At 69.2% G+C, this 20235-nt stretch carries 16 protein-coding genes; 8 read left to right on the forward strand and 8 right to left on the reverse strand.

Features of this window, described 5'->3' with window-relative positions:
- Window positions 1–204: 204 nt before the first annotated feature.
- Both R7226_RS05680 and R7226_RS05685 read right to left on the reverse strand, forming a co-directional pair.
- Window positions 205–645, reverse strand: a complete 441-nt coding sequence (locus R7226_RS05680) for a hypothetical protein (protein ID WP_318596070.1) — start codon at window positions 643–645, stop codon at window positions 205–207.
- Window positions 646–847: 202 nt separating this feature from the next.
- Window positions 848–1186 carry a hypothetical protein gene (locus tag R7226_RS05685; RefSeq protein WP_318596071.1) on the reverse strand — a complete coding sequence of 113 codons (339 nt, stop codon included), beginning with the start codon at window positions 1184–1186 and terminating at the stop codon, window positions 848–850.
- A gap of 464 nt (window positions 1187–1650) precedes the next feature.
- Here R7226_RS05685 and R7226_RS05690 point away from each other — a divergent pair, with 464 nt between their 5' ends.
- The 6 genes from R7226_RS05690 (at window position 1651) to R7226_RS05715 (ending at window position 7986) form a co-directional block, all read left to right on the forward strand.
- The gene (locus R7226_RS05690; RefSeq protein ID WP_318596072.1) at window positions 1651–1806 is read left to right on the forward strand and encodes a hypothetical protein; all 156 of its coding nucleotides are present in this window, start codon (window positions 1651–1653) and stop codon (window positions 1804–1806) included.
- 61 nt (window positions 1807–1867) lie between these two features.
- On the forward strand, window positions 1868–2479 hold the full coding sequence (locus R7226_RS05695; protein ID WP_318596073.1) for a type IV toxin-antitoxin system AbiEi family antitoxin domain-containing protein: 612 nt from the start codon (window positions 1868–1870) through the stop codon (window positions 2477–2479).
- Window positions 2476–3375, forward strand: coding sequence for a nucleotidyl transferase AbiEii/AbiGii toxin family protein (locus tag R7226_RS05700; RefSeq protein WP_318596074.1), 900 nt, complete (start codon window positions 2476–2478; stop codon window positions 3373–3375). Before R7226_RS05695 ends, R7226_RS05700 begins: the two co-directional genes overlap by 4 nt.
- Before the next feature lie 241 nt (window positions 3376–3616).
- Window positions 3617–4027, forward strand: coding sequence for a hypothetical protein (locus R7226_RS05705; protein WP_318596075.1), 411 nt, complete (start codon window positions 3617–3619; stop codon window positions 4025–4027).
- A gap of 492 nt (window positions 4028–4519) precedes the next feature.
- Window positions 4520–4981: a tyrosine-type recombinase/integrase gene (locus R7226_RS05710; protein WP_327019411.1), complete on the forward strand. Its 462-nt coding sequence runs from the start codon at window positions 4520–4522 to the stop codon at window positions 4979–4981.
- A complete protein-coding gene (locus tag R7226_RS05715) occupies window positions 4978–7986 on the forward strand; it encodes an HD domain-containing protein (RefSeq protein ID WP_318596077.1) in 3009 nt (1002 codons plus the stop codon). The genes R7226_RS05710 and R7226_RS05715 overlap by 4 nt, the downstream gene beginning before the upstream one ends.
- Before the next feature lie 57 nt (window positions 7987–8043).
- Here the strand turns inward: R7226_RS05715 and R7226_RS05720 are convergent, their stop codons facing one another.
- Window positions 8044–8436: a hypothetical protein gene (locus tag R7226_RS05720; RefSeq protein WP_318596078.1), complete on the reverse strand. Its 393-nt coding sequence runs from the start codon at window positions 8434–8436 to the stop codon at window positions 8044–8046.
- 641 nt (window positions 8437–9077) lie between these two features.
- Here R7226_RS05720 and R7226_RS05725 point away from each other — a divergent pair.
- The gene (locus R7226_RS05725) at window positions 9078–12236 is read left to right on the forward strand and encodes a glycine-rich protein (RefSeq protein WP_318596079.1); all 3159 of its coding nucleotides are present in this window, start codon (window positions 9078–9080) and stop codon (window positions 12234–12236) included.
- Between the two features lie 15 nt (window positions 12237–12251).
- Here the strand turns inward: R7226_RS05725 and R7226_RS05730 are convergent, their stop codons facing one another.
- The 4 genes from R7226_RS05730 to R7226_RS31685 form a co-directional block, all read right to left on the reverse strand.
- Window positions 12252–13226, reverse strand: a complete 975-nt coding sequence (locus R7226_RS05730; RefSeq protein WP_318596080.1) for a hypothetical protein — start codon at window positions 13224–13226, stop codon at window positions 12252–12254.
- 88 nt (window positions 13227–13314) lie between these two features.
- Window positions 13315–16776 carry a DNRLRE domain-containing protein gene (locus tag R7226_RS05735; RefSeq protein WP_318596081.1) on the reverse strand — a complete coding sequence of 1154 codons (3462 nt, stop codon included), beginning with the start codon at window positions 16774–16776 and terminating at the stop codon, window positions 13315–13317.
- Window positions 16777–17000: 224 nt separating this feature from the next.
- Entirely contained in the window at window positions 17001–17252 is a 252-nt protein-coding gene (locus tag R7226_RS05740) for a hypothetical protein (protein WP_318596082.1), read from the reverse strand.
- The gene (locus R7226_RS31685) at window positions 17150–17614 is read right to left on the reverse strand and encodes a hypothetical protein (protein WP_404827785.1); all 465 of its coding nucleotides are present in this window, start codon (window positions 17612–17614) and stop codon (window positions 17150–17152) included. Before R7226_RS31685 ends, R7226_RS05740 begins: the two co-directional genes overlap by 103 nt.
- A gap of 242 nt (window positions 17615–17856) precedes the next feature.
- Here R7226_RS31685 and R7226_RS05745 point away from each other — a divergent pair, with 242 nt between their 5' ends.
- Window positions 17857–19467 (forward strand): VanW family protein, encoded by a 1611-nt coding sequence (locus R7226_RS05745; protein WP_318596083.1) that lies wholly within the window; start codon window positions 17857–17859, stop codon window positions 19465–19467.
- A 16-nt stretch (window positions 19468–19483) separates the two neighbouring features.
- Here R7226_RS05745 and R7226_RS05750 read toward each other — a convergent pair whose 3' ends face one another.
- Window positions 19484–20233 (reverse strand): L,D-transpeptidase, encoded by a 750-nt coding sequence (locus tag R7226_RS05750; RefSeq protein WP_318596084.1) that lies wholly within the window; start codon window positions 20231–20233, stop codon window positions 19484–19486.
- Window positions 20234–20235 lie beyond the last annotated feature (2 nt).

Here is a 20235-nt window from a genome sequence, read left to right on the forward strand (position 1 = left end):
CAGCGCCATCGCTGTGCTCGAAGCCGCTTGCGCGGTCCACGTCAGGCTCGCCCGCGGCCTGCTCGACGCCGTCCGTCGCGATGAGCTCCATGACGATGAACTCGCCCATCGGTGACTCCTCCGCGCCCCGTGGTGGGACCCTGCAGCACAGACCGATCGGGGCCGGGCACCCATCGGTGAGGCGGTGGGCAACTCGACTGGCCGTCAGCGCACGCTCAGGCGATCCGGCGGTGCGTCGGCGCCGTCGCGCAGCGTGAAGATCCCGTTGACTACGGGAACCGCCGCGACTGCGGCGCCAGTGTGGACGAGCACCCGGCGCGCGCCGTCGCGGGTGACGCCGACCATCACGCGCGCCTGCCGCCCGCCAGGCGGCGTTCTCTCGAACGAGATCGTCGCGAGGCCCTCGCGACGCGCCCGCCACGTCTCGTTGCAGGCGGTGCCAGCTCCGGGAACGTCGGGGACCTGACTCACGAGGCAGAGATGGCCGCGCCCCGGGACGAGCCAGTACGCGCCCGGCAGGCTCACCGGGATGCGCTTTGCGAGCGCCCAGTTGACACCGAATCTACCGTTCCCGAGCAGCTGCCGCAGCGCCGGCGGCAGCCCGTCGGGCCGCATCCGCAGCAGCGCGAAGCTGCGCCGCTGCAAGCGGTCGGGTCGCGTGCGCGCGGGCGCTGCGGGGCCGTCGGCTGCCGACTCTGCGTCGACGGGCGCGGACGTCGCAGGTGGTACCGAAGCAGAGCCGCACGCGTCGAGCAGCAACGCGAGCACGGCGAGCGAGCCGGCGCACGCGCGCCGGCTCGCTCGTCCTGCGGGACGGCGCCGAGGCGGCCGCACCGTCATCGAGCGATCAGGTCGTGTCGCCGGAGACAATCGTCGACCCGGTCCCCGGCGGGTTCCACTCGATCCACGGAACCTTGTTGCCTGTCGAGCCCGTGTTCCAGTTTGCCCACGTGTTGGCCGGCACGCATTGCCCTCTGGTCGAGTTGGCACCGACGCATATCGCGTGCGTGTTGCCCTTTCCGCTGACGACCGTCAGCACGCGCGCGCCACCGAAGCACGGCTGGTTGGGACCGACGTTCGCACCGGCGCAGAACGGCTGCGCTCCGGCGGGCGACGCACCAGCGGCAAATGCGATGCCCGCCGCCGTAAGTGCCGCCGCGAGCGGCATCGCCGCGCGGCGGATCAATCCATCCGTCATCCGACTCTCCCCCTGTACCCCTGGCGAAGCGTCCGTCCGGCACCTGACCGGACGAGCTATACACCATTTTTACCGATTTTACGGATCCTCCCGCAGCCGCGTCAAGTCTCGTTCGACCTACCCACGAGCGCGACGAGCCGTTCGACGGCGCGCGTTGCTCGCTGGCGTCACGAGGAGCGTGCCGCCGTGCCGCTGACGATCAAGACGACCGCCCGCGGCATCCTGCGGCGCCAGGTCCTTGCCCAGCTCTCCAGCATCGGCGATATCCACATCGCACTCGCCGACGACCAGTGAACCACCGCACAGACGCTGCGCCGCCGCTACGAGAACTACACGCGCCGGCGCGACGATCCCGGCTGGCACGAGAACAATCCGGCCGACGAGTTCGCGAACACGATGGACCGCCTCCCACGCAGCAACGCTTCGCGAACCTGCACGAGTGCGCGAGCGATTTGTCCGCCGGCCCCCACCGCAACCACGTCGGTGCGATCGAGCGCGGCGGGATCAACCCCACCTTCAAGGTCCTCCTCAAGCTCTCCACAGGCCTGACCGTCCCGCTCAGCGACGCGATCCGGCTCTACGAGGCGCGGCGGGAAGAGGCCGACTAACGAGCACGGGCGGTGGAACAAACCCAGCACACGAGATCACTTCATGTGTAGGATCTGTTCCATGCCCACCCTGCACTCCCACCTCGATCTGTTGCGGGATCGCTTCGACAGCCGGCCGTTCAGCGTCTCCGAGGCGGTCGCCGCAGGCGTCAGTCGCACGACGCTGCACCGGCTGCGGGCGGCGGGCGAGCTGGCGAGCGTCAGCCGCGGGTTCGTGCAGTTGCCCGACGGCGGGATGGGGATGCTCTCCGAGCTGGCCGCCGTGTCGGCTCGCGTGCCGCGCGGGACGATCTGCCTGAACTCCGCGCTGGCGTTCTGGGACCTCACCGACGAGATCCCCGAGCAGGTCCATCTCGCCGTGCCGCGAGGCACGCACCGGCCGGCGATAGATCGGCCGGTCACGCGCGTTCACGTCTTCGACGCGAGGACCTTCGAGATCGAGCGCCAGCAGGCGCAGACGGATGCCGACGAACCGTTCTGGGTCTACTCGCCGGAGCGCTCGGTGGTCGACGCGATGCGGATGACGCGCTGGATCGGTCGCGACGTCGCGCTGCACGCGCTGCGCCAGTACATGGCACGCCCCAGAGCCGACCCCGCCCGCCTCACCGAGCTGGCGCGCGCACTCGGCGGCGGCGCCCAGCTGCGGCCCGCGCTGGAGGCGCTGCTCAGTTGACCGGGACCTCGGCGACCGAGCAGGCGGCCACGGCCGCGTTCAAGGCCCTGCAGGTGAAGGCTCGTGCCGTGCATGGCGGCAACACGCAGCCGCTGCTGGTCGTCTACGCCGTCGAGTCGTTCCTGCGCCGTCTGGCGATCTCGGACTACGCCGACCAGATGGTCCTGAAGGGCGGCATGCTGATGGCCGCGAACAGCATCCGCCGCATGACCAAGGACGCCGACCTCTCGACCCACGGCCTTCCGAACGGCGAGCGGGAGATGCGAGACGCGGTCGCCCGGATCTGCTCGCTCGTGCCCGACCCGCGCGACGGCGTGACGATCGACGCCGCCTCGATCACGACCGAGGTGATGCGCGAGGGCGACGAGTACCAAGGGGTGCGCTGCAAGCAGGTCGCCGCGCTCGGCCGCGCCCGCATCCCGTTCGCGCTCGACTTCTCCTTCGGCGACCCGGCGCAGTCGACCGTCATCGAGTTGGAGTCGGTGATCGACCGACCCGCCGTCCGGCTCGCCGCCTACCCGCTCGCGCTCAACCTCGCCGAGAAGATCGTCACGGCGATGCAGCGCCGCGAGACCAGCACGCGCGACCGCGACTTCGCCGACCTCTGGGTTACCAGCCGCATCCACCGCCTCGACGCGCCCGAGCTGCGCCGGCACGTCCTTGCGGTCGCCTCACACCGTGAGCAGCCGGTGATCCCGATCGCTGAAGCGCTCGCGCGGATGCCGGACCGCCAGCGGTCCTACACGGCGATGGTCGCCCGCATGTCGTACCTGTCGCCGCCGCCAGAACGCTGGAGCGATCTCATCGAGGACGTCATCGACTTCGTCGATCCCCTGCTGGCGGACCACGGCGAGCGCTTCTCCAACTGGGATCCAGCAGCGCTCGCCTGGGACTGACTTCGGTTCCTGGACGGGGTCCGGGACCGACACCCAAGGGGTGCGCGGCTAACCGCGTTTTCGGTCGCGCATGCCCTCGTCTCACAACTGCACCTGATCACCTGCAACATCTGCGATCGCGAGCCGTCGAGAGTTGCTGGCATCTATCCCTGGAACGGGGTATCTCCTGTTTCTGCTGCGTGTTTGGCTGAGACCGCGGGTTGAGCTGGGCTACCTCTGCGCTCGTCTCCCGGCTCTCGGGGTGCCGCTCGTCGCGGCGCTCCTCGCCCGGTCGCTGATCACGACCGTCCAGCGGTGTTCTCGACCACTGCCGCGATCCCTCGCGACGCTTCAGCGTGCAACGGGCCCGACCTTCCACGAGTACGTCACCTACTGGCTGACGGCGAAGATCGACGGCGTCATCGGCGAGACCGGCGGGATCTCGCAGAACACGATCCACGACTACCGCACCCGTCTCTCCGTCCACCTGCTGCCGTTCTTCGCCAGATACCGCCTGGACGAGATCGACGCGCAGCTCTGCCTCGACTTCAAGGCGTTCAAGCTCGCCGAGGCGCGCGACCTGCGCGAGGCGTCGCCGCCGGCGCCGACCTGCGAGACCGCCGCAACCGCAGACTCCAACCCCTCTCGCTCTCCTCCGTGCTCCGCCAGATAGACCTCCTGCGCACCATCCTGGACGAAGCGATCGAAGACAGACACATCACCCTCAACCCGGCTCGGGGTCGGCGCATGAGACTCCGCGTCCAAAAGCCGAGACGCACCTTCCTCGAGATGGACGAGCTGGCGACGCTGCTCGACGTCGCCGCCGCGCAAGACCGGCCACTGCCCGCGATCCCGCGCGAGGAGATGGGCCTGACGACCAGACTCGTCGCCCACCTCCTCGCCCAAGGCAGACGCCCCAACCAGATCGCCCGCCACCTCAACCTCGCCAGATCAACCGTCAGCTGGCACCTGCGCCGACTCAGAGCAACACCAGGACGCGGCTACCAAGGCCGGCGGCTCGTCTGCGAGCTGCTGGGCCGCGCAGGCATCCGTGCCAGCGAGCTGTGCGACCTCAAGATCGGCCAGCTCCGCATCCACGACCCAAACGGCGCGCACTTCGACATCCCCGACGCCCAAGACCGACACCGGCATCCGCGAAGTCCAGATGACCCCCAACCTCGTCGAAGCCGTCATCGACCACCTCGACCGCCTCCAACGCGCCCACCTCCCACACGCACCGACCGACTACCTCATCCCCAGCACCACCGGCGGACGCCTCAGCCGCCAGCGCGTCGGCAGAATCGTCCGGGAAGCAGCACTCGAAGCCAGCCGCCGCCACGAAGCACGCGGCCTCCCACCCCTGCCCAATATCACCCCGCACTCGCTCCGCCGCACCTACATCTCCATCGCCCTCATCGCCAACAACTTCGACGTCAAATGGGTCATGAGCCAAGTCGGCCACGCTGACTCCAAGATGACCATGGACGTCTACGCGCAGGTCGAGCAGCGGGCCGAGCGCAGACACGGCGAGAACTTCGACCAGGTGGTCCAGCGCGCCGCGGGGGCACGGGGCCGACCCAGTTGCGCCCGCACACCGAAAGAGTTGCCAGAATGCCTTAGAGATTGACCGCCGGCACGAACACTCTCAAGGGCTGCGCCTTGTACCGCCATCTCGCCGCCCGCGAGTCGGTCTACGCTGGCAAGGCGGTGGAGTTGGAGGAGGCGGTTGGCGGCCTGCTCGGGCTCATTCCCACCACCTTTCCCCATTACACGAACCACTCTCTTGAGCACAGCCTTGAGATCATCCGGCAGATCTCGTATCTCCTTTTCGAGGATGGCGACCCAGCGCAGCCGGTGGTTCGCCTCTCAGATGTCGAGTGCTACATCCTTCTCTGCGCCGCGCTGCTTCATGACATCGGAATGGTCGTATCTGATCGTGAAAAGCAGGAAATGCTTAGCAGCACAGCATGGCAACGCTACGTCGCAGTAGGAGGCGCGGGGCATCCGACCTGGCGCGCCATCCACGAACTTCGCAGTACCCCTACGGTTGAATCCTCCGACGTACGCAACTTTCTCGCCGATGTGCAGTTGCGTCATTTGCTGGCGGAGTGGGTGCGGACAACACATCACGCACGAGCCGTGCCGGTTCTTGCCCGCGACCAGGCAGCCCTCGGACGATTCGCGTTCGATGATCCGATTCTGTTGAACTCGATCGCTTCGGTGTGCATTGGTCACGGGCTTCCGCGCTCCGAACTCGACGATCCACACCAGTTCCCCGATCGTCGAGAGATCCGCGGGGAGCAAGCGAACCTCCGGTTTCTGGCGCTCATGCTCCGGCTGGGTGACCTGCTCGACCTTTCCCACCGTCGAGCCTGCCCGCTCTTGATGAGCGCTTCCTCACCGCTCCCTCCTGCCAGCATCCATCATTGGCAGCAATACCAGCGGGTGCGGCATCGCGCCACGGCACCGGATGCAATTGAACTCGACGCAGAATGCCAAACAGCAGAGGAGCACCGCCTGCTGCGAGACTGGTGCCAGTGGATCGTCGACGAGGTTGCGGAGGCACCGACCCTCATGGCCGGCGCCCGTCGACACCGGGATTGGCGCCCTCCGGTGGCTCGGATGTTCGGCCCCGGGGCGACGATTTTCGTTAGACCTTCTTCAACCGCGAGATACGTTCCTGCAGACTGGACTTTTCAACTCGATGCGGATGCAATCGTCAGGCGCCTTGTCGACGACGTGTCATCCGAGCCCCTGTTGTTTGTACGCGAGCTCGTTCAAAATGCCTTGGATGCGCTTCGGCGCACTCTCTACGATCGTGTTCGGGTCGAGACCCACAACGACACAACCGGCCCGAGCTCTCCTCTTAATGTCGACGCCCAGTATTTCGAGGGACTTAGAGTTAGTGTTACGCTCACGCAAGAGTCCGTTGGCAAGGCCTCATCGTGCCAGATAGTGACGATCGCAGACAACGGCGTTGGGATGTCAGAGGAGACCGTCAAAAGGTATCTTCTCCAGATCGGCCGTTCCTACTACACGACGCCCGACTTTCGCCGAACCTATCCGTTCACGCCGACGAGCAAATTCGGTATCGGCTTTTGGTCGGTCTTCCGGGACAGCGAGCATGTAACGATCGAGACTGCCACCAGCGACGACATCGCTAAACAAACTGGCGGCCTGCGAATCACGGTTACGGGCCCGAAAAACTATCTGCTTGTTGAGCATGGGACACGCTTGCAAGCCGGAACATCAATTGCGGTTCGCCTGAGAGCGCCTATTGAGAGAGGGACCCTGCGGGAACTGGTGACCGCTCTGTGCCGCCGTGTGGAGTTCCCCGTCGAAGTCGTGGAGCATGAGCAGCGCACGCAGATAATGCATGAGCAGTCAAAGGACTTCGCGTGGAGCATTGACCTTCCCGAAGCTCTTGGATCCCGTCTCGAAGTAAAGGCGTTCCCAGTATTGGGCGACGGCGTCAAGGGAGAGTTGTACGTGCTGAGCCGAGTCGGACCAGACGGAGAGGAGTCATGGGCAGATAGCCGATGGGCATCAGATCTGCACAAGACCCACCCAGAGGTTATGGCTCCCATGCTGCCGAAGTACCTCACGTGTGTGAACGGCCTGTGCATTGCAGAATCAGAGTACGGAACGGGAATGATCAGCCGGGTTGACATTCGACGACCCGTACCTTCACTGAACCTTGCACGCTCCAACCCATTCATGCGGCGGCACGCCCCAGCTATACCCGAGATCGAGGACGTCCAGGCGAGGGTTCTTAGAGACCACCTTGAAACGACGGGGCGGGTTCGAGGTGACTTCGGATGGTGGTACATCCAACGCCTCATGAGAGATTACCCCTTGGATGCCTTCTGGCTGGACGTTCCAGGTAGTGTGCCAGGCTACTTTAGGGGTTCCCGCCGAGCAGTCAGTATCGCAGACCTCGCCCATAGCGATCGTATCTGCGTCCTTCAAACTAAGGAACCCGATCGCCGTAGCCATGATCGCGGCGTTAACTGGACCGCAAGGCCGCTCAGCGAAAGTGATATGGCATTTGCCGGAGACGCCCCTCTCTTGGTGGACTGGGAGGTCAACTATCTCAGCGCCTATGCTCGTTCAAGGCTTTTCAGTGACCGTTCCGTCTCGGTAATAGATGCGGGACCTAGCTTTTCGCTCATCGAGTGGCGTAAAGCGGAGCCGCGAAATATCGAGATGGAGTCAGTCACTATCGCGCATTTGGGACCGGTCGACTACGACGTAATCGGGTTTCCGATCCATTATTCCGTTAGTGACTACTCTCCCGGGATTGTCCTCAACGGGAAGTCACCACTTGTGCAGTGGTATGCCGCCCGTATTGAAGAAACGCATCACGACGAAGGCCTCACCGATCAGCACGTCGCTGCGCTTGCTGAGATGTTGAAGATGGCCATCCGTGTTACCGGACATGATGTTCCCGCACTTCAGAGATATCTCGATAGTCTGCGAACCCTCATAACGGACGAAAGGTCTCGTGTCCCCAAGGTGACGCTGAAGACCTCGTCGTTCTCGATCCCCTGGACGCCTCAGCGCCGCCTGAGATCCGCGCGCACCGCGGACCGATCGAGAGACCGCGAGGGCGGTTCGAAGCCAAATTCTTGAGACACCGGGGCACGTTTCAAGAGACTAATGGCCGATCCGGCTTCGGCTAGCACGTCGTCAAAGTCGTCGCCGGCAAGCGCTGCGGCAGGCGAGCGGTCGTGTAGCGGCGGCTTGGGGCTGGTGAACCACAGGACGCGGGCCAACGCCCCGAGCGGGCGGCCGGCAAAGCTCGCACAGTACCTCGGAGAGGTCGGAAAGCGTGCCGTTCGGACCCGTCGAGTCGAACTGCCGTGCCAGCATCCGATGATGTCCTTGGTCCTCGACGGCCAGCAACTCCTGCGCCCGGGCGCGGTCGTGGATGGTCTCAGTGCCCGATCCGAGCAGTTTGGCCGCCTCGGCGACGGTCACCGTGTCGGCCAGCGCTTCGCGGCGTGCCTGGAACGCACGGTGGAGGTTGCGCCGGCGGGCGGCCGCGACCGTCGCCTCGGGTGGCAGCGGTTGCTCGTGCACCAGCGTGGCGCGCCGCGGCGCGCCACGGCCGGGGCAACACCCAGCGCTGCGGCCATTGCCTCCGACGCGTCGACGGCGCACGGAGCTCGTCCGGGTCGGCGCGCTCGGCGGTCGTCCGGTCGGCGGCGAGGAGGCGGCCGACTGCACCGGGCCTGCCCATCGCCCGACGGTAGCGCCCGGCAGGAGCCCGCTGCGCCAGGCGGGGCGCTCGGGGACGGCCGTTTAGGCCATGAGCACCGATCTCATGGCCTGAACCCGCGGGAATCGCCCAGAATCCGCATGTATCCGACGTCCGGCACGGCGCCCGCCACGCCGCCGAAACCGCTGCTCAGCAACCAAACGGCCGGCACCTCTCCCCGTGCCTGAAAATCGTGGTGTCCCCAGTTCGAGTCTGGGAGTCGCCATTTCTTGAAAGCCCTGCACATCGCGGGGTTTTCTTTTGCCCGGAGCGCGTTCGAGCGCTGCGCTCGCGCGCGAACTGGCGGTGATGCTCGTGCCGGAGTGGTCGACAGGTCGCGGGTTCGAAAGAGGGGACCTGGGTCCCTTTTGCGGGGCCGGGAGCTGCTGCGACGGTGGATGGCATGCACGCGCGCGCTGTTCGACCGACCCTGGCCTGTCTCGCCCTGACACTGATCCCGGCGTTGCTGCCGGCCGCCGCCTCGGCCGCCACCTCGCAGAGCTTCACGACCCCCGGTGCGACGCAGTTCACCGTTCCGGCCGGGGTCACGAGAATCGCGATCGACGCGATCGGCGGGCAGGGCGGCGGCGCGCTCCAGACGCCGCCGTTTCGCTGTCAGGGCGGTGCCGGCTCGCGCGTGAGAGGGACGATGACCGTCACGCCGGGGCAGAGCTTCTGGGTCGTGGTCGGCGGCGCCGGCGGCGACGCGATGCCGCCGATCCAGAGCTCCGTCGGCGGCTACAACGGCGGCGGCAACGGCCGCTCCCAGCAGTGGCCAAGCGGCGGCGGGGGCGGCGCGTCGGACATCCGCACGCTGCCCGTCGCCAACGGGCTTACGCCGACCGATTCGCGCCTGCTGGTCGCCGGCGGCGGCGGTGGGGCCGGCGGCGACAACCGCGACACCTGCCCCGCCGGCGGCGCGGGCGGCGCAACCCCTGGCGCCGGGCACGACGGCGCTTTCGGCACGACCGGCGGCCAGCCCGGCACGCAGTCGGCCGGCGGCGCGCGCGGACTCTCCGCCCTCTGCACCACCCCCGTCGCGTCGACCGACGGCGCGCTCGGCGTCGGCGGCATCGGCGCCTACGAGAGCCAGTCGAACGGGCTCTGCGGCGGCAGCGGCGCCGGCGGCGGCGGCGGCCGTTACGGCGGCGGCGGTGGCGGGGCGGGCCAGCAGAGCCTGCTCTACGGCGGCGGGGGCGGCGGCGCCGGCTCCAACTACACGAACCCGGCGAGAATCGGCGACGTCGCGATCACGACCGCGGCGTGGGAGAGAACGAACGCGCCGCTGAACGGCTCGATCACGATCGACTGGACGCCCGATTCGCCGACCGCCTCGATCTCCTCGCCGGCGACCGGCAGCAGCTACGCGGTCGGGCAGACCGTCGCGACCTCGTTCTCGTGCACGGACGCGCTCAACGGCGGCGGGATCACCTCGTGCGTCGACGGCGCCGGCAGAACGAGCCCCGGCACGCTCGACACGACGACGCCCGGCTCCCACACCTACACCGTCACCGCGACCTCGGCCAGCGCCCTGAGAGGGACCGACTCGATCACGTACACGGTCGTCGCGGCGCCGAGAGCGACGATCTCCGCGCCGGCGAGCGGCGGGACCTACGAGGTCGGCCAGAACGTGCCGACCGCCTTCACCTGCACCGAGGGTGCGAGCGGACCGGGGATCACGACCTGCCTCGACGGCGCCGGCAGAACGAGCCCCGGCAGACTCGACACGACGACGCCCGGCTCCCACACCTACACGGTGACGGCGACCTCCGGCAGCAGCCAGAGAGGGACCGACTCGATCACCTACACGGTCGCGGCGGCGCCGAGCGCGACGATCACGGCCCCGGCCACCGGCGGGACCTACGCGGTCGGCCAGAACGTGCCGACCGCCTTCACCTGCACCGAGGGTGCGAGCGGACCGGGGATCACGACCTGCCTCGACGGCGCCGGCAGAACGAGCCCGGGCAGACTCGACACGACGACCACCGGCTCGCACACCTACACCGTGAGAGCGACCTCCGGCAGCGGCCAGTCGAGAACGGCGACGATCACCTACACCGTCGCGGACGCGCCGAGCGCGACGATCAGCGCGCCGGCGACCGGCGGGACCTACGCGGTCGGCCAGAACGTCGCGACCGCCTTCACCTGCGCCGACGGCGCGAGCGGGCCGGGCATCACCAGCTGCCTCGACGACGCGGGGAGAACGAGCCCCGCCACCCTCGACACGAGCACGCCCGGCTCGCACACCTACACCGTGAGAGCGACCTCCGGCAGCGGCCAGACGGGAACGGCGACGATCACCTACACCGTCGCCGCCGCGCCGAGCGCCACGATCACCGCGCCCGCCGACGGTCAGGTCTACGCCGTCGGCGCGGATGTCGCGACGGCCTTCACGTGCGCCGACGGCGCGAGCGGGCCGGGCATCACCAGCTGCCTCGACGACGCGGGGAGAACGAGCCCCGGCAGACTCGACACGACCACGACCGGCTCGCACACCTACACGGTGACGGCGACCTCCGGCAGCGGCCAGAGAGGAACCGACTCGATCACCTACACCGTCGCGAGAGTGCCGACGGCGACGATCAGCGCGCCGCAGGACGGCGCGACCTTCGCGGTCGGCGAGGCGGTGACGACGAGCTTCAGCTGTGCGATCGGCCAGGATGGCGGCCCGATCGAGACCTGCGAGGACAGCGACGGCGCGAGCGGCGGCAGCGGCAGACTCGACACGAGCAGAGCCGGCAGATTCACCTACACCGTCGACGCGAGAAGCGACGACGGCCTGAGCGGAAGCACGTCGATCGCCTACACGGTCGCCGAGGCGCCGAGAGCGACGATCAGCGCGCCCGGCGACGGCGGCACCTACACCGTCGGCGACCGCGTCGAGACCGCGTTCGCGTGCGTCGAGGGCGCCTTCGGTCCCGGGATCGCCTCGTGTGTCGACGGCGCCGGTGCGAGCGGCACCGGGGTGCTCGACACGACGACGGCGGGCAGCCACTCGTACAGAGTGACCGCGACGTCGAGAGACGGGCAGACGGCGAGTGCGAGCATCTCCTACACCGTCGTGAGACCGGCCGACCCGCCGGCCAGAAGAGATCCGGACGGCCCCGGCACACCGCCCGACGGCGGGAGAGCCGGCCCGAACGGCCCGAACGGCCCGAACGGCTCGGGCGGCTCGGGCGGCTCGGGCGGTACGCCGAACGGCCCGTCCGGGACGGGCGGCACGCCGCCCTCCAACGACGTCAGATTCACCCGCGTTCGCACGAACGCCGACGGCAGCCTCCGCTTCACCGTGCGCTTCCCAGGCCGCGGCCGCGCGGAGACGATGCTGACCGCGCGGAAAGTGACCCTCGCCGGCGCCTCCGCCACGTTCACCCCGCTGGCGAGCCGCTTCGCGTTCGCGACCGGGCGCCATACGGTGAGACGCGCCGGCCTCTTCACGCTGACGCTGCGCCCGAACAGACGGGGCCGTGAGCTGATCGCGCGCGGTCGCGGCGCCACCCGCCTGCGCCTGTGGGTCGCCTTCACACCGACCGGCGGCAGACAGCGCAAGATCAGCGTCTTCGGCGTGAGAGTGCCGGCGCCCGCGACGGCGCCGGCGGGCGCGGCGCGAGACCGGCGCTAGCCGGTCGCGCCCGCGTCAGCGCTGGCAGCGCGCGTCGCGCGGGCCGGGCATGCGCGCGCGATGGACGCGGAACGCGGTCGGCTCGCCGCCGCGCTCCTCGAAGCTGAGGCTAGTGAGCGCGAACAGCTCGCAGCGGGTGACGACCGCCGTGCCGTACGCGGCGCGCTCGCCGCGCCGCGGCAGCTTCCATCTCCACAGCCGTCTGCGCGCCGGCGCGTAGTAGTTGACGAACGGCGACGGCCGTCTCGACAGGTTCTGCACGGTCGTGCCCCAGGCGAGCCCGACCGCGGTCAGGTCCGCGGTCACGTGGTCGAGCTTCGAGAAGGCGACGAGCAGCCTGCCGTCGCGACAACGCCGCAGCCCGCCCCCGCCGACGTACCACGGCGGCCGGTAGTGGCGGACGTACTCGTCGTAGGCGATCGAGCCGCGGCAGACGCGCCGCAGCGGCAGGCCCGGCGCGTCGAGGTCGTAGAACTCCCGCCGCGACCGCAGCTCGCGGTGCTCGGCGTATCTGAGCACCCGCGCCTCGCCGGTCGTGAAGTCGTAGTAGAGCGTCGCGCAGCTGACGAAGCCGGGGCAGCCGACGCTCGCTCTCACCCAGCGCCGGCCGAGCGTCTCGTAGCGCGGGTCGTCGTAGCGCGTCCCGTCGACCTCGACGACGAGCGGCAGCGCGGCCAGCACCGACTCGCTCGCGAGGTCGTAGACGACGTACTGAGACGGCTCGTCGCACAGCAGCAGCGCGCGCCCGGCGGTGAGCGTGGTCGTCTGCTCGACGATGCCGGTGAGCCCGCAGCCGGCCGGCAACGACGTGCGCCGACCCGTGAAGGTGTCGTACACGTCAGCTGGCCGTCCGCTGTCGAAGTCGAAGTCGAACGAGACGACGACGAACCGCTCGCCGTCGCTGTTCACGTCGGTCGCCTGCGGCTCCAGCAGCCGCAATGGCGTCGGGTCGACGGAGGCGCGCGGGGCGGGCGGCTTCGCGCCGCTCACAGCCGGCAGCGCAGCGATACTCGCCACAGCCGCGACCGCTGTCAGAAACCGGCTCCGCCCCATCGCGCACATCCTAGTGCCCCCCCTGCTATCCGAACTCGTTCAGGTTGGCGTACGTCTTGAAGACGTTGTAGGCCATCCGCTTCGCCTGCCCTCTCGTGTCCTGCCCCGGTTCGTCGGGGATGTAGCACGCGCCGAGCGGTTGGCTCGACAGTCTCGGGAAGAGCCCCAACAGGCCGGTGTCATGCGTTCTCAGACCGTCGGAGAACGTCTCCGGTCCGCACAGCGAGTAGTAGTAGATCCGCGCGATCGAGTTGCGCGACTTCGCGAGCTTCTCGAGCAGGTAGTGGACCTCACGTCTCTGCGACTCCTCGGAGTTGCGGCGATGTCTTCTGTTGCCGCCGGTGTCGACGCGGCTTCCGGACTCCGAGATCCAGATCCGCCGACTCGCCGGGACCAGATCGATGAACTGGCTGGTCGCCGTTCTTCTCATGTCCTTGTCCGGGTACTCGCGCATCACGTCGCCATACGGGTGGATCGCCCAGTCGAGCGGGACCGGGCCGCCTCTGGCGCCGGGAGCCTTGAACAGGCGGACGACCTCTCTCGCGTAGGTCGCCACGTATTTCCGCCACTTGGTCCCTTCGCCGCCGGCCAGATCGCCCGCGACGACCTTGCACGATCTGCCCTGGTCGCAGATGTGCTTCGAGAGCCAAAAGGTGAAGCGCGCGGCCCGCTTCGCCCCGGCTCTGCCGGCACGCGTCGGCTGGAACTTGAAGTTCGGCTCGTTCCAGGCCGAGAACGTCTTCACGCGCGGGAACTGCTTCTTGAACGAGCGCAGGTTGTCACGGTAGTTGCCGAACGCCGGGAGGTAGTTGAAGTTGCTGTCTCTGCCTTCGGTGTCCGGTATGAAGCCGTCGCAGTCCTTGTCGTATGCCGGGTCGTATCTCGGTCTGACGCTCGGGTCCGCTCTCGGGTCGCGCGGCGGTCCGCTGTTCTCGTAGCCGATCACGATCGGTCTCGGGTCCGGATCCGTCGGTGCCGGTTCCCACGGGCAGTGGGTGAGGTAATTCCCGGAGCTGTCCGTCACCTTGCGGATCCGGAACTGGAACGAGACCATGATGTCGAGGTTGTTGTCGATCGCGCTCTCGTAGAACGCGCGGAACCCTGCGATCGCGTCTCTGAACTTGCGCGGCCCGACTGTTGCCGGTGGCACCGGCGTCTCCCGCTCCATCAGGTTGTACGGCAGGATGCGCCGCACGCGTCTGACCTTCAGCTCTCTGAATCTCGGGAAGAGCGGGAAGCCGAGCGCCCCGTCCTGGGAGATGCCGTAGATGTGGTCGCTCGCGAGTCTCGACGCTGCCGCTCTCGCGTCCGGGTCCACTGCCGGCGGCGTCGACGGCGGCTCGACGCAGTAGATCGACCCCGGCTCGTAGTAGTCCTCGCACTCCTCGGGGGAGATCTCGCCTTCGGGCTCGGGCTCCACGCCGTCGCCGGGGTGTGTCCCGTCGCCGTCCTCCGGCTGAGCCGGGACGTTCACGATGAACGACTGGCTCGTCGTGCTGCCGGTCCCGTCGGTCGTGAGCACGGTGACCGTGTGCGGGCCGGGCTCCCAGTCGTCGGTGTCCATCGTCCAGTCGCCGTCGGTCGTCTCCGGACAGCCGTCGGTGCAGTCACGCTCCAGCTCCTCGGTCTCCTCGCCGTCGACCGCGATGCGGAACTGCGCGATGCCGGCTCTGGCGTCGGAGGCGCCGAACTCGAGCGTCGTCTCGCCCGGCGGCAGCGTCTCGCCTCTCGCCTCCGCGAGCGGCCCGGAGACCGCGAGCGCGGGCGGCTCGGCGCCGTCGCTGGCGTTGGTCACGCGCGAGCGGCCGTCGTAGGAGAATCTGCGCTCTCTGCCGTCCGGGTCGGTGACCGTCGTGACGCCGGGGGCGTAGGCGTATCTGGTCACCTCGCCGGTGCCGGCGACCGGGTCGGTGATCCGCGTGATCGTCGTGACACGCTGCTGCGCGTCGTAGGTCATGCGCGTCTCGCTGCCGTCGGGCAGCGTGACCGAGGTGAGGTTTCTGGCCGTGTCGGCGTAGGCGTATCTGGTCGTGCCGGCGAGCGGGTGCGTGTAGCTGGTGAGGTAGCCCGAGGTGTAGGCGTATCTGTGGATCCCGCCGCTCGGATCTCTCATCGAGCTCAGCCGCGTGCCGGCGACCGAGAAGGTCGTGCCGCGGCCGAGCGGATCGGAGATCGCCGTGATCGGTCCGCTGCTCGTCTTCGTGAACGAGATCGCGTTGTCGCGCGCGTCCACGAGGCCTCTGACGCTGTAGTTCGCCGGGTTGAACTCGACGGTCGTGTTGGTCTCGGGATCGAACAGTCTGAGGTAGTCGACGCCGTACAGCAGCTGCGGTCTGATGTCGCCGATCTGATCGAAGGTGCTGTCGCCGTCGTAGGTGTAGGCGAACAGCTCGCCGGTCGGGCCGCTGACGGTCGTGCGGCTCGCGCCGAAGGTCGCCGGCAGCGTGACGCGACGGTCGAAGCTCTGGTTCCAGCCGGCGCCGAGGTCGGTCGTGCCGAGCTGGTCGAGCTGATGCGCGAGGTTGTTGTACGTGCGGTCGATCGGGTAGTCGACGTCGGTGTCGAAGAACTCGACGTCGCGCTCCTGCACGAGCAGGTTGCCGTTGGCGACGTTGACGCTGAGCGTGGTGCGCTCGGTCAGCTCGCGCCGATCGTAGGTGTACGGCTCCAGGTCACCGGTCCGCGGGCGGTACTCGACGTCGAGGATCGGTCGTCTCGTCGGGTCGGTCGAGCGCGAGGAGCCGAACTGCAGCACCTCTCTGCCGGTCGGACTCGCCGCGCGCACGATCACGCCGAGGTTGGGCGCGCCCTCCGCCCACGCCTGCGCCAGCCGGGCCGGGAAGAACCAGCTCTCGAAGCAGGACGACGAGCCCGCCGTCGATCTCGGGATCGCGATGCCCTCGAAGTCGCCGCCGGGCGTTCTCCACGGCGACGACGCGACGACGTCGGCGCTGTTCCACGACGGCCCCTGCGAGGCAGACTCGGCCCAGCCGGTCGTGACCCGCTGCACGACCAGCGCCGTCGGCGGCGTGAGCGTCGAGCAGCTCGCCGCCGACAGCCCCATCGTCGCGTCGACGAACTGCGACTGCGCGGGGATGCTGGAGAGGTCGAACCGCAGCAGCGAGCGGTACTCCGACGCGCTGTCGGAGCCAACCTTCAGCACGCCCTCGGCGCAGTGCGGATCGTTCGCGCCGGCGCCGCTGACGATGTAGCAGTCGACCGCGGGCCCGCTGCTGAGCGCGCTGAGTGCGGCGGCGCCCGGGGACGCCGTCCCCGGAGCGGTCGCTGTCACGCGCGTCACCAGCGTGCCGCGCGAGGTGCGGTAGGTGCGCGAGCTCGCCGTCCGCAAGCTCACGACCTCGTCCCCCGCGAGGTTCGGCGGCGCCGTCCGCAGCTGCGGCTTCGCCGTCTCCAGCGGGAGCTTCGCGACGCTTGGCGCCGCCCCGCACAACGACAGTCCGACGACCGCGAAGGCGATCGTCGACACACGTCGCCGGCTTCCATGCCGGCGGCGTGGACCCTCCCCTGATGTGGGCATCCATTGCCTCTCTGAGCGCGCCTCGGCACTCGGTCAACATCCGTGAGACCCCGGTCCCATCCGAGGTCGGCGCGACTCTACTCAAAGAGTCTCGCGCAAAACAAGATGCTGCACCGAATCGACACACATCTCACCCTCAACCTACATGTCAGTTAAGTGGTGAGGCAAGGGGGTCAGCGATTGCCGATCGGCCCGAGCTGCAACGCGACGGTCAGGTCCTTCGCGTTGGCCGAGCCGCTCGCGCTGGCACCGATGCAGGTCAGCTTCGAGCTGAAGTGACATTGCGACTCGAGCTCGTGCCGGACGGCGTTCGGCGTCCCCGTCATGAAACGGACGTTGCGGATGTGTCTGGAGCCGCCGGGCAGGATCGCCTCGACGGCATACGAGCCCCAGGTGCGCTCCCAGACGCACGAGTCCCAGACCATGCCGCCTGTCCGGGCGCTGAACAGGCGCTTGCCTTCGGGTCGCTGTTTGCGACGACGTCGGAGTACTCGCCTTCCTCGAACCAGCTGATGCAGTTGGCGCTGGGGTAGTCGGGCCGCCACGTCACTCTCGTGCCGACCGGCAGGTCGTAGGTGACGTTGACGTAGATGTTCCAGTCGTTCGAGTCGCGCTTCAGCAGTGGGATGACCGTGTTCCTGCCCGGGCCGCCGTGGAGTCGGTTTCTGCCCGGACCGCCGGTGATGCGATCGTCGCCCCTGCCGCCGTCGACGTGGCGCCTTCGCCGCCTCGGCAGCGCCAGGGAGGCAGGCGAGCGCAGCCACGGCGAGTGGGGCGAGCAATGCACGACGGGGGTCAAGGCAGCGCATGTCGAGGCCTGGGTCGCTTTACCGAACGCGGTAAGGAGAAATCGGCAGGAGCGCGGCCGCCTTGAGGAGCCGCGCGCCGGGCCCGACGGCGGCGGTCGCGTAGATTGGTGGAGATGTTTCGTCGTTCGCAGCTCCGCCCTTGACGGCGCGCCCCAGCCGCGCGCGCCGGCGCCGGTCCACTCTCACCGCGCTCGCGGTTCCGGCCGCGCTGCTGCTCATCGTGCTCGCGATCCCGTTCGTCGTGCGGCTGACGCACGGCGGCGAGGCGCTGCCCGGCACGACAGTCGCCGGGATCGACGTCGCCGGCATGGACGCCGCTGCGCTGCGCGCGCGACTGAGACCGCTGGCGAATCCGCGCAGAGCGGTCGTCGTGCTCGCCGGCGAGGAGCGGCTGACCGTCCGGCCGGCCGACGCCGGCTACCGGCTCGACCTCGACGCGACCGTGCAGCGGGCGCTCGACGCGGGCCGCGACGGCGCGCTCGGCGGCCTGCCGGCGACCGTCGCCGGCCTGCTCTCCGAGCGCGACGTCGCGCTGGACGCCGACGTCGACCGCGTCGCGCTGCGGCGCACGGTCGAGACGCTCGCCAGACGGGTCGACGAGCCCTCCTTTCCGGGCGCGCTGAAGATCTCCGACGACGGCCTCGACGTCACCGCCGAGCCGCCGCGCGCCGGCCGCCTGCTCGACCGCGAGCAGCTGAGAGCGCGACTGCGCCGGGCGCTGCTGGAGCGATCCAGCGGACCGCTGCGGGTCGCGGTGCGCGCGACGCCGGTCGTCTCCGCTGAGGAGGTCGACGCGATCGCGACCGAGGCCGGCGACTACCTCGCATCGCCGCTGACGCTCCTCGGCGCCGGCGCCCCGTTCCAGGTCGGCCGCGCCGAGCTGGCGAGAGCGCTGGTGCTCGAGCCGCTCGACGACGGGAGCGAGGTTCGCCTCGGCGTCGACGACGAGGCAGTCGCCGCGATCGTCGCTCGGTTCGCGCACGCGCGCGATCGGCCGCCGCGCGACGCGCGCGTCTCGGCTGGCGCCGGCGGCGTCGTCGTCGACGGTAAGGAGGACCTGACCTGGAGACCGCGCGCCGCCGACGTCTCGATAGTGCCGGCGCGCGCCGGCCGCGCGGTCCAGCAGAAGCGGCTCGCGACGGCGATCGCGAGAGCGGTGCGCGACGGCTCTCACAACGCGCGGGTGCCGACCAGACGGGTCGCGCCGGAGGTCACGACCAGAGAGGCGCGCTCCGCCGACCGCCTGATCGGCACGTTCACGACGTACTACGAGCCCGGCCAGCCGCGCGTCACGAACATCCAGACGATGGCCAGGGCGGTCGACGGGACGGTGATCGCGCCGGGCGGGCAGTTCTCGCTCAACGGCATCGTCGGCGAGCGCACGCGCGCGAAGGGCTACCTGCCGGCGCCGTTCATCGCCGATGGCAGACTCGTGCCGTCGGTCGGCGGCGGCGTCTCGCAGTTCGCCACCACGACGTACAACGCGGCCTACTTCGCCGGCCTCCAGCTCGACACCAGCCAGCCGCACAGCCTCTTCATCGACCGCTATCCGGCCGGCCGCGAGGCGACGCTCAACCATCCCGACATCGACCTCGCCTGGACCAACGACACCGACGCGCCGGTGCTCGTCCGCGCCGCCGCCGGCGACACCTCCGTGACGGTCAGCCTCTACGGCGACAACGGCGGCCGCGTCGTCAGCGCCGTGACCGGTGCGCGCAGACCGGTCCCCGGCGGCGACTTCTCGATCGAGGTCACGCGCGTCGTGAGACGCCCCGGTGGCGACACCGAGCGCACGCCGCGCACGACGACCTACGACCTCCTCGACGAGTAGATGGTTGGTGCCGCTGTCAGCTGCCGGTGACGTGAACCGGCGTGCCGATCGGCAGCGTCTTGGCCATCCACGCGATCGGACCGTTGTCGATGCGGACGCAGCCGTGTGAGCGAGCGCTCCCGAGCGGATCGGCGAAGCTCTCGCCGGCGCGTCCATGGATCGCGACCCGCCCCGGCCCGCCGCCGAAGCTCTCCAGCACGTTCGAGAGGCTCGTCAGCGACAGCGCCCACGGACCGAGGAACCCCCTCGGGTCCGGTTGGCGGTTGCGCTCGTAGATCGCGGCGAGGCCGAGCGGCGTCGGCGTCCGTGGGGCGCCGACGACGGCGCGCGTGCGCAGCACTCGCCTGCCACCACGGAAGACCGTGACCGTCCGGGACCGCACCGCGACCTCGACCCAATACCGCGTAGAACCGAGCGTCACGTTGTCGCGCGGCACCCAGCCCGCCGAGCCGTTGGGACGATCGGCCAGCAGCACCTTCACCCAGCCGGCCCCGTCGCGCGTCGCGCCGTCCAGCACCAGCAGCGTCTGCGGCTGCCCCGACCATGCCGTCGCGGTGCCGACACGGCGCCCGCGACGCGGCACGGCGAGCTGAGCACGCGCGAACGACGGCGCCACGATCCGCGCGACCGTCGCGCCGCCCGTGCGTGACGGCGCGGCGACGTCGAACGCCGGCGCGAGCACCGCGCCCGCTGGCTGGACACGGACCGCGCACGCGGCGACGACGAGCAACGCGACGAGCTTCCATCGCACGCGGCGCGGAGACACGT

It is taken from the genome of Conexibacter stalactiti, from assembly GCF_033542075.1.
Classification (GTDB): Bacteria; Actinomycetota; Thermoleophilia; order Solirubrobacterales; family Solirubrobacteraceae; genus Conexibacter; species Conexibacter stalactiti.

Excerpts from the sequence above, each read along its gene's own strand:
- R7226_RS05710 (WP_327019411.1), top strand. The coding sequence starts at position 4,520 with ATGACCCCCAACCTCGTCGAAGCCGTCATCGACCACCTCGACCGCCTC.
- R7226_RS05740 (WP_318596082.1), bottom strand. The coding sequence starts at position 17,252 with ATGGTCTGGGACTCGTGCGTCTGGGAGCGCACCTGGGGCTCGTATGCC.
- R7226_RS05695 (WP_318596073.1), top strand. The coding sequence starts at position 1,868 with ATGCCCACCCTGCACTCCCACCTCGATCTGTTGCGGGATCGCTTCGAC.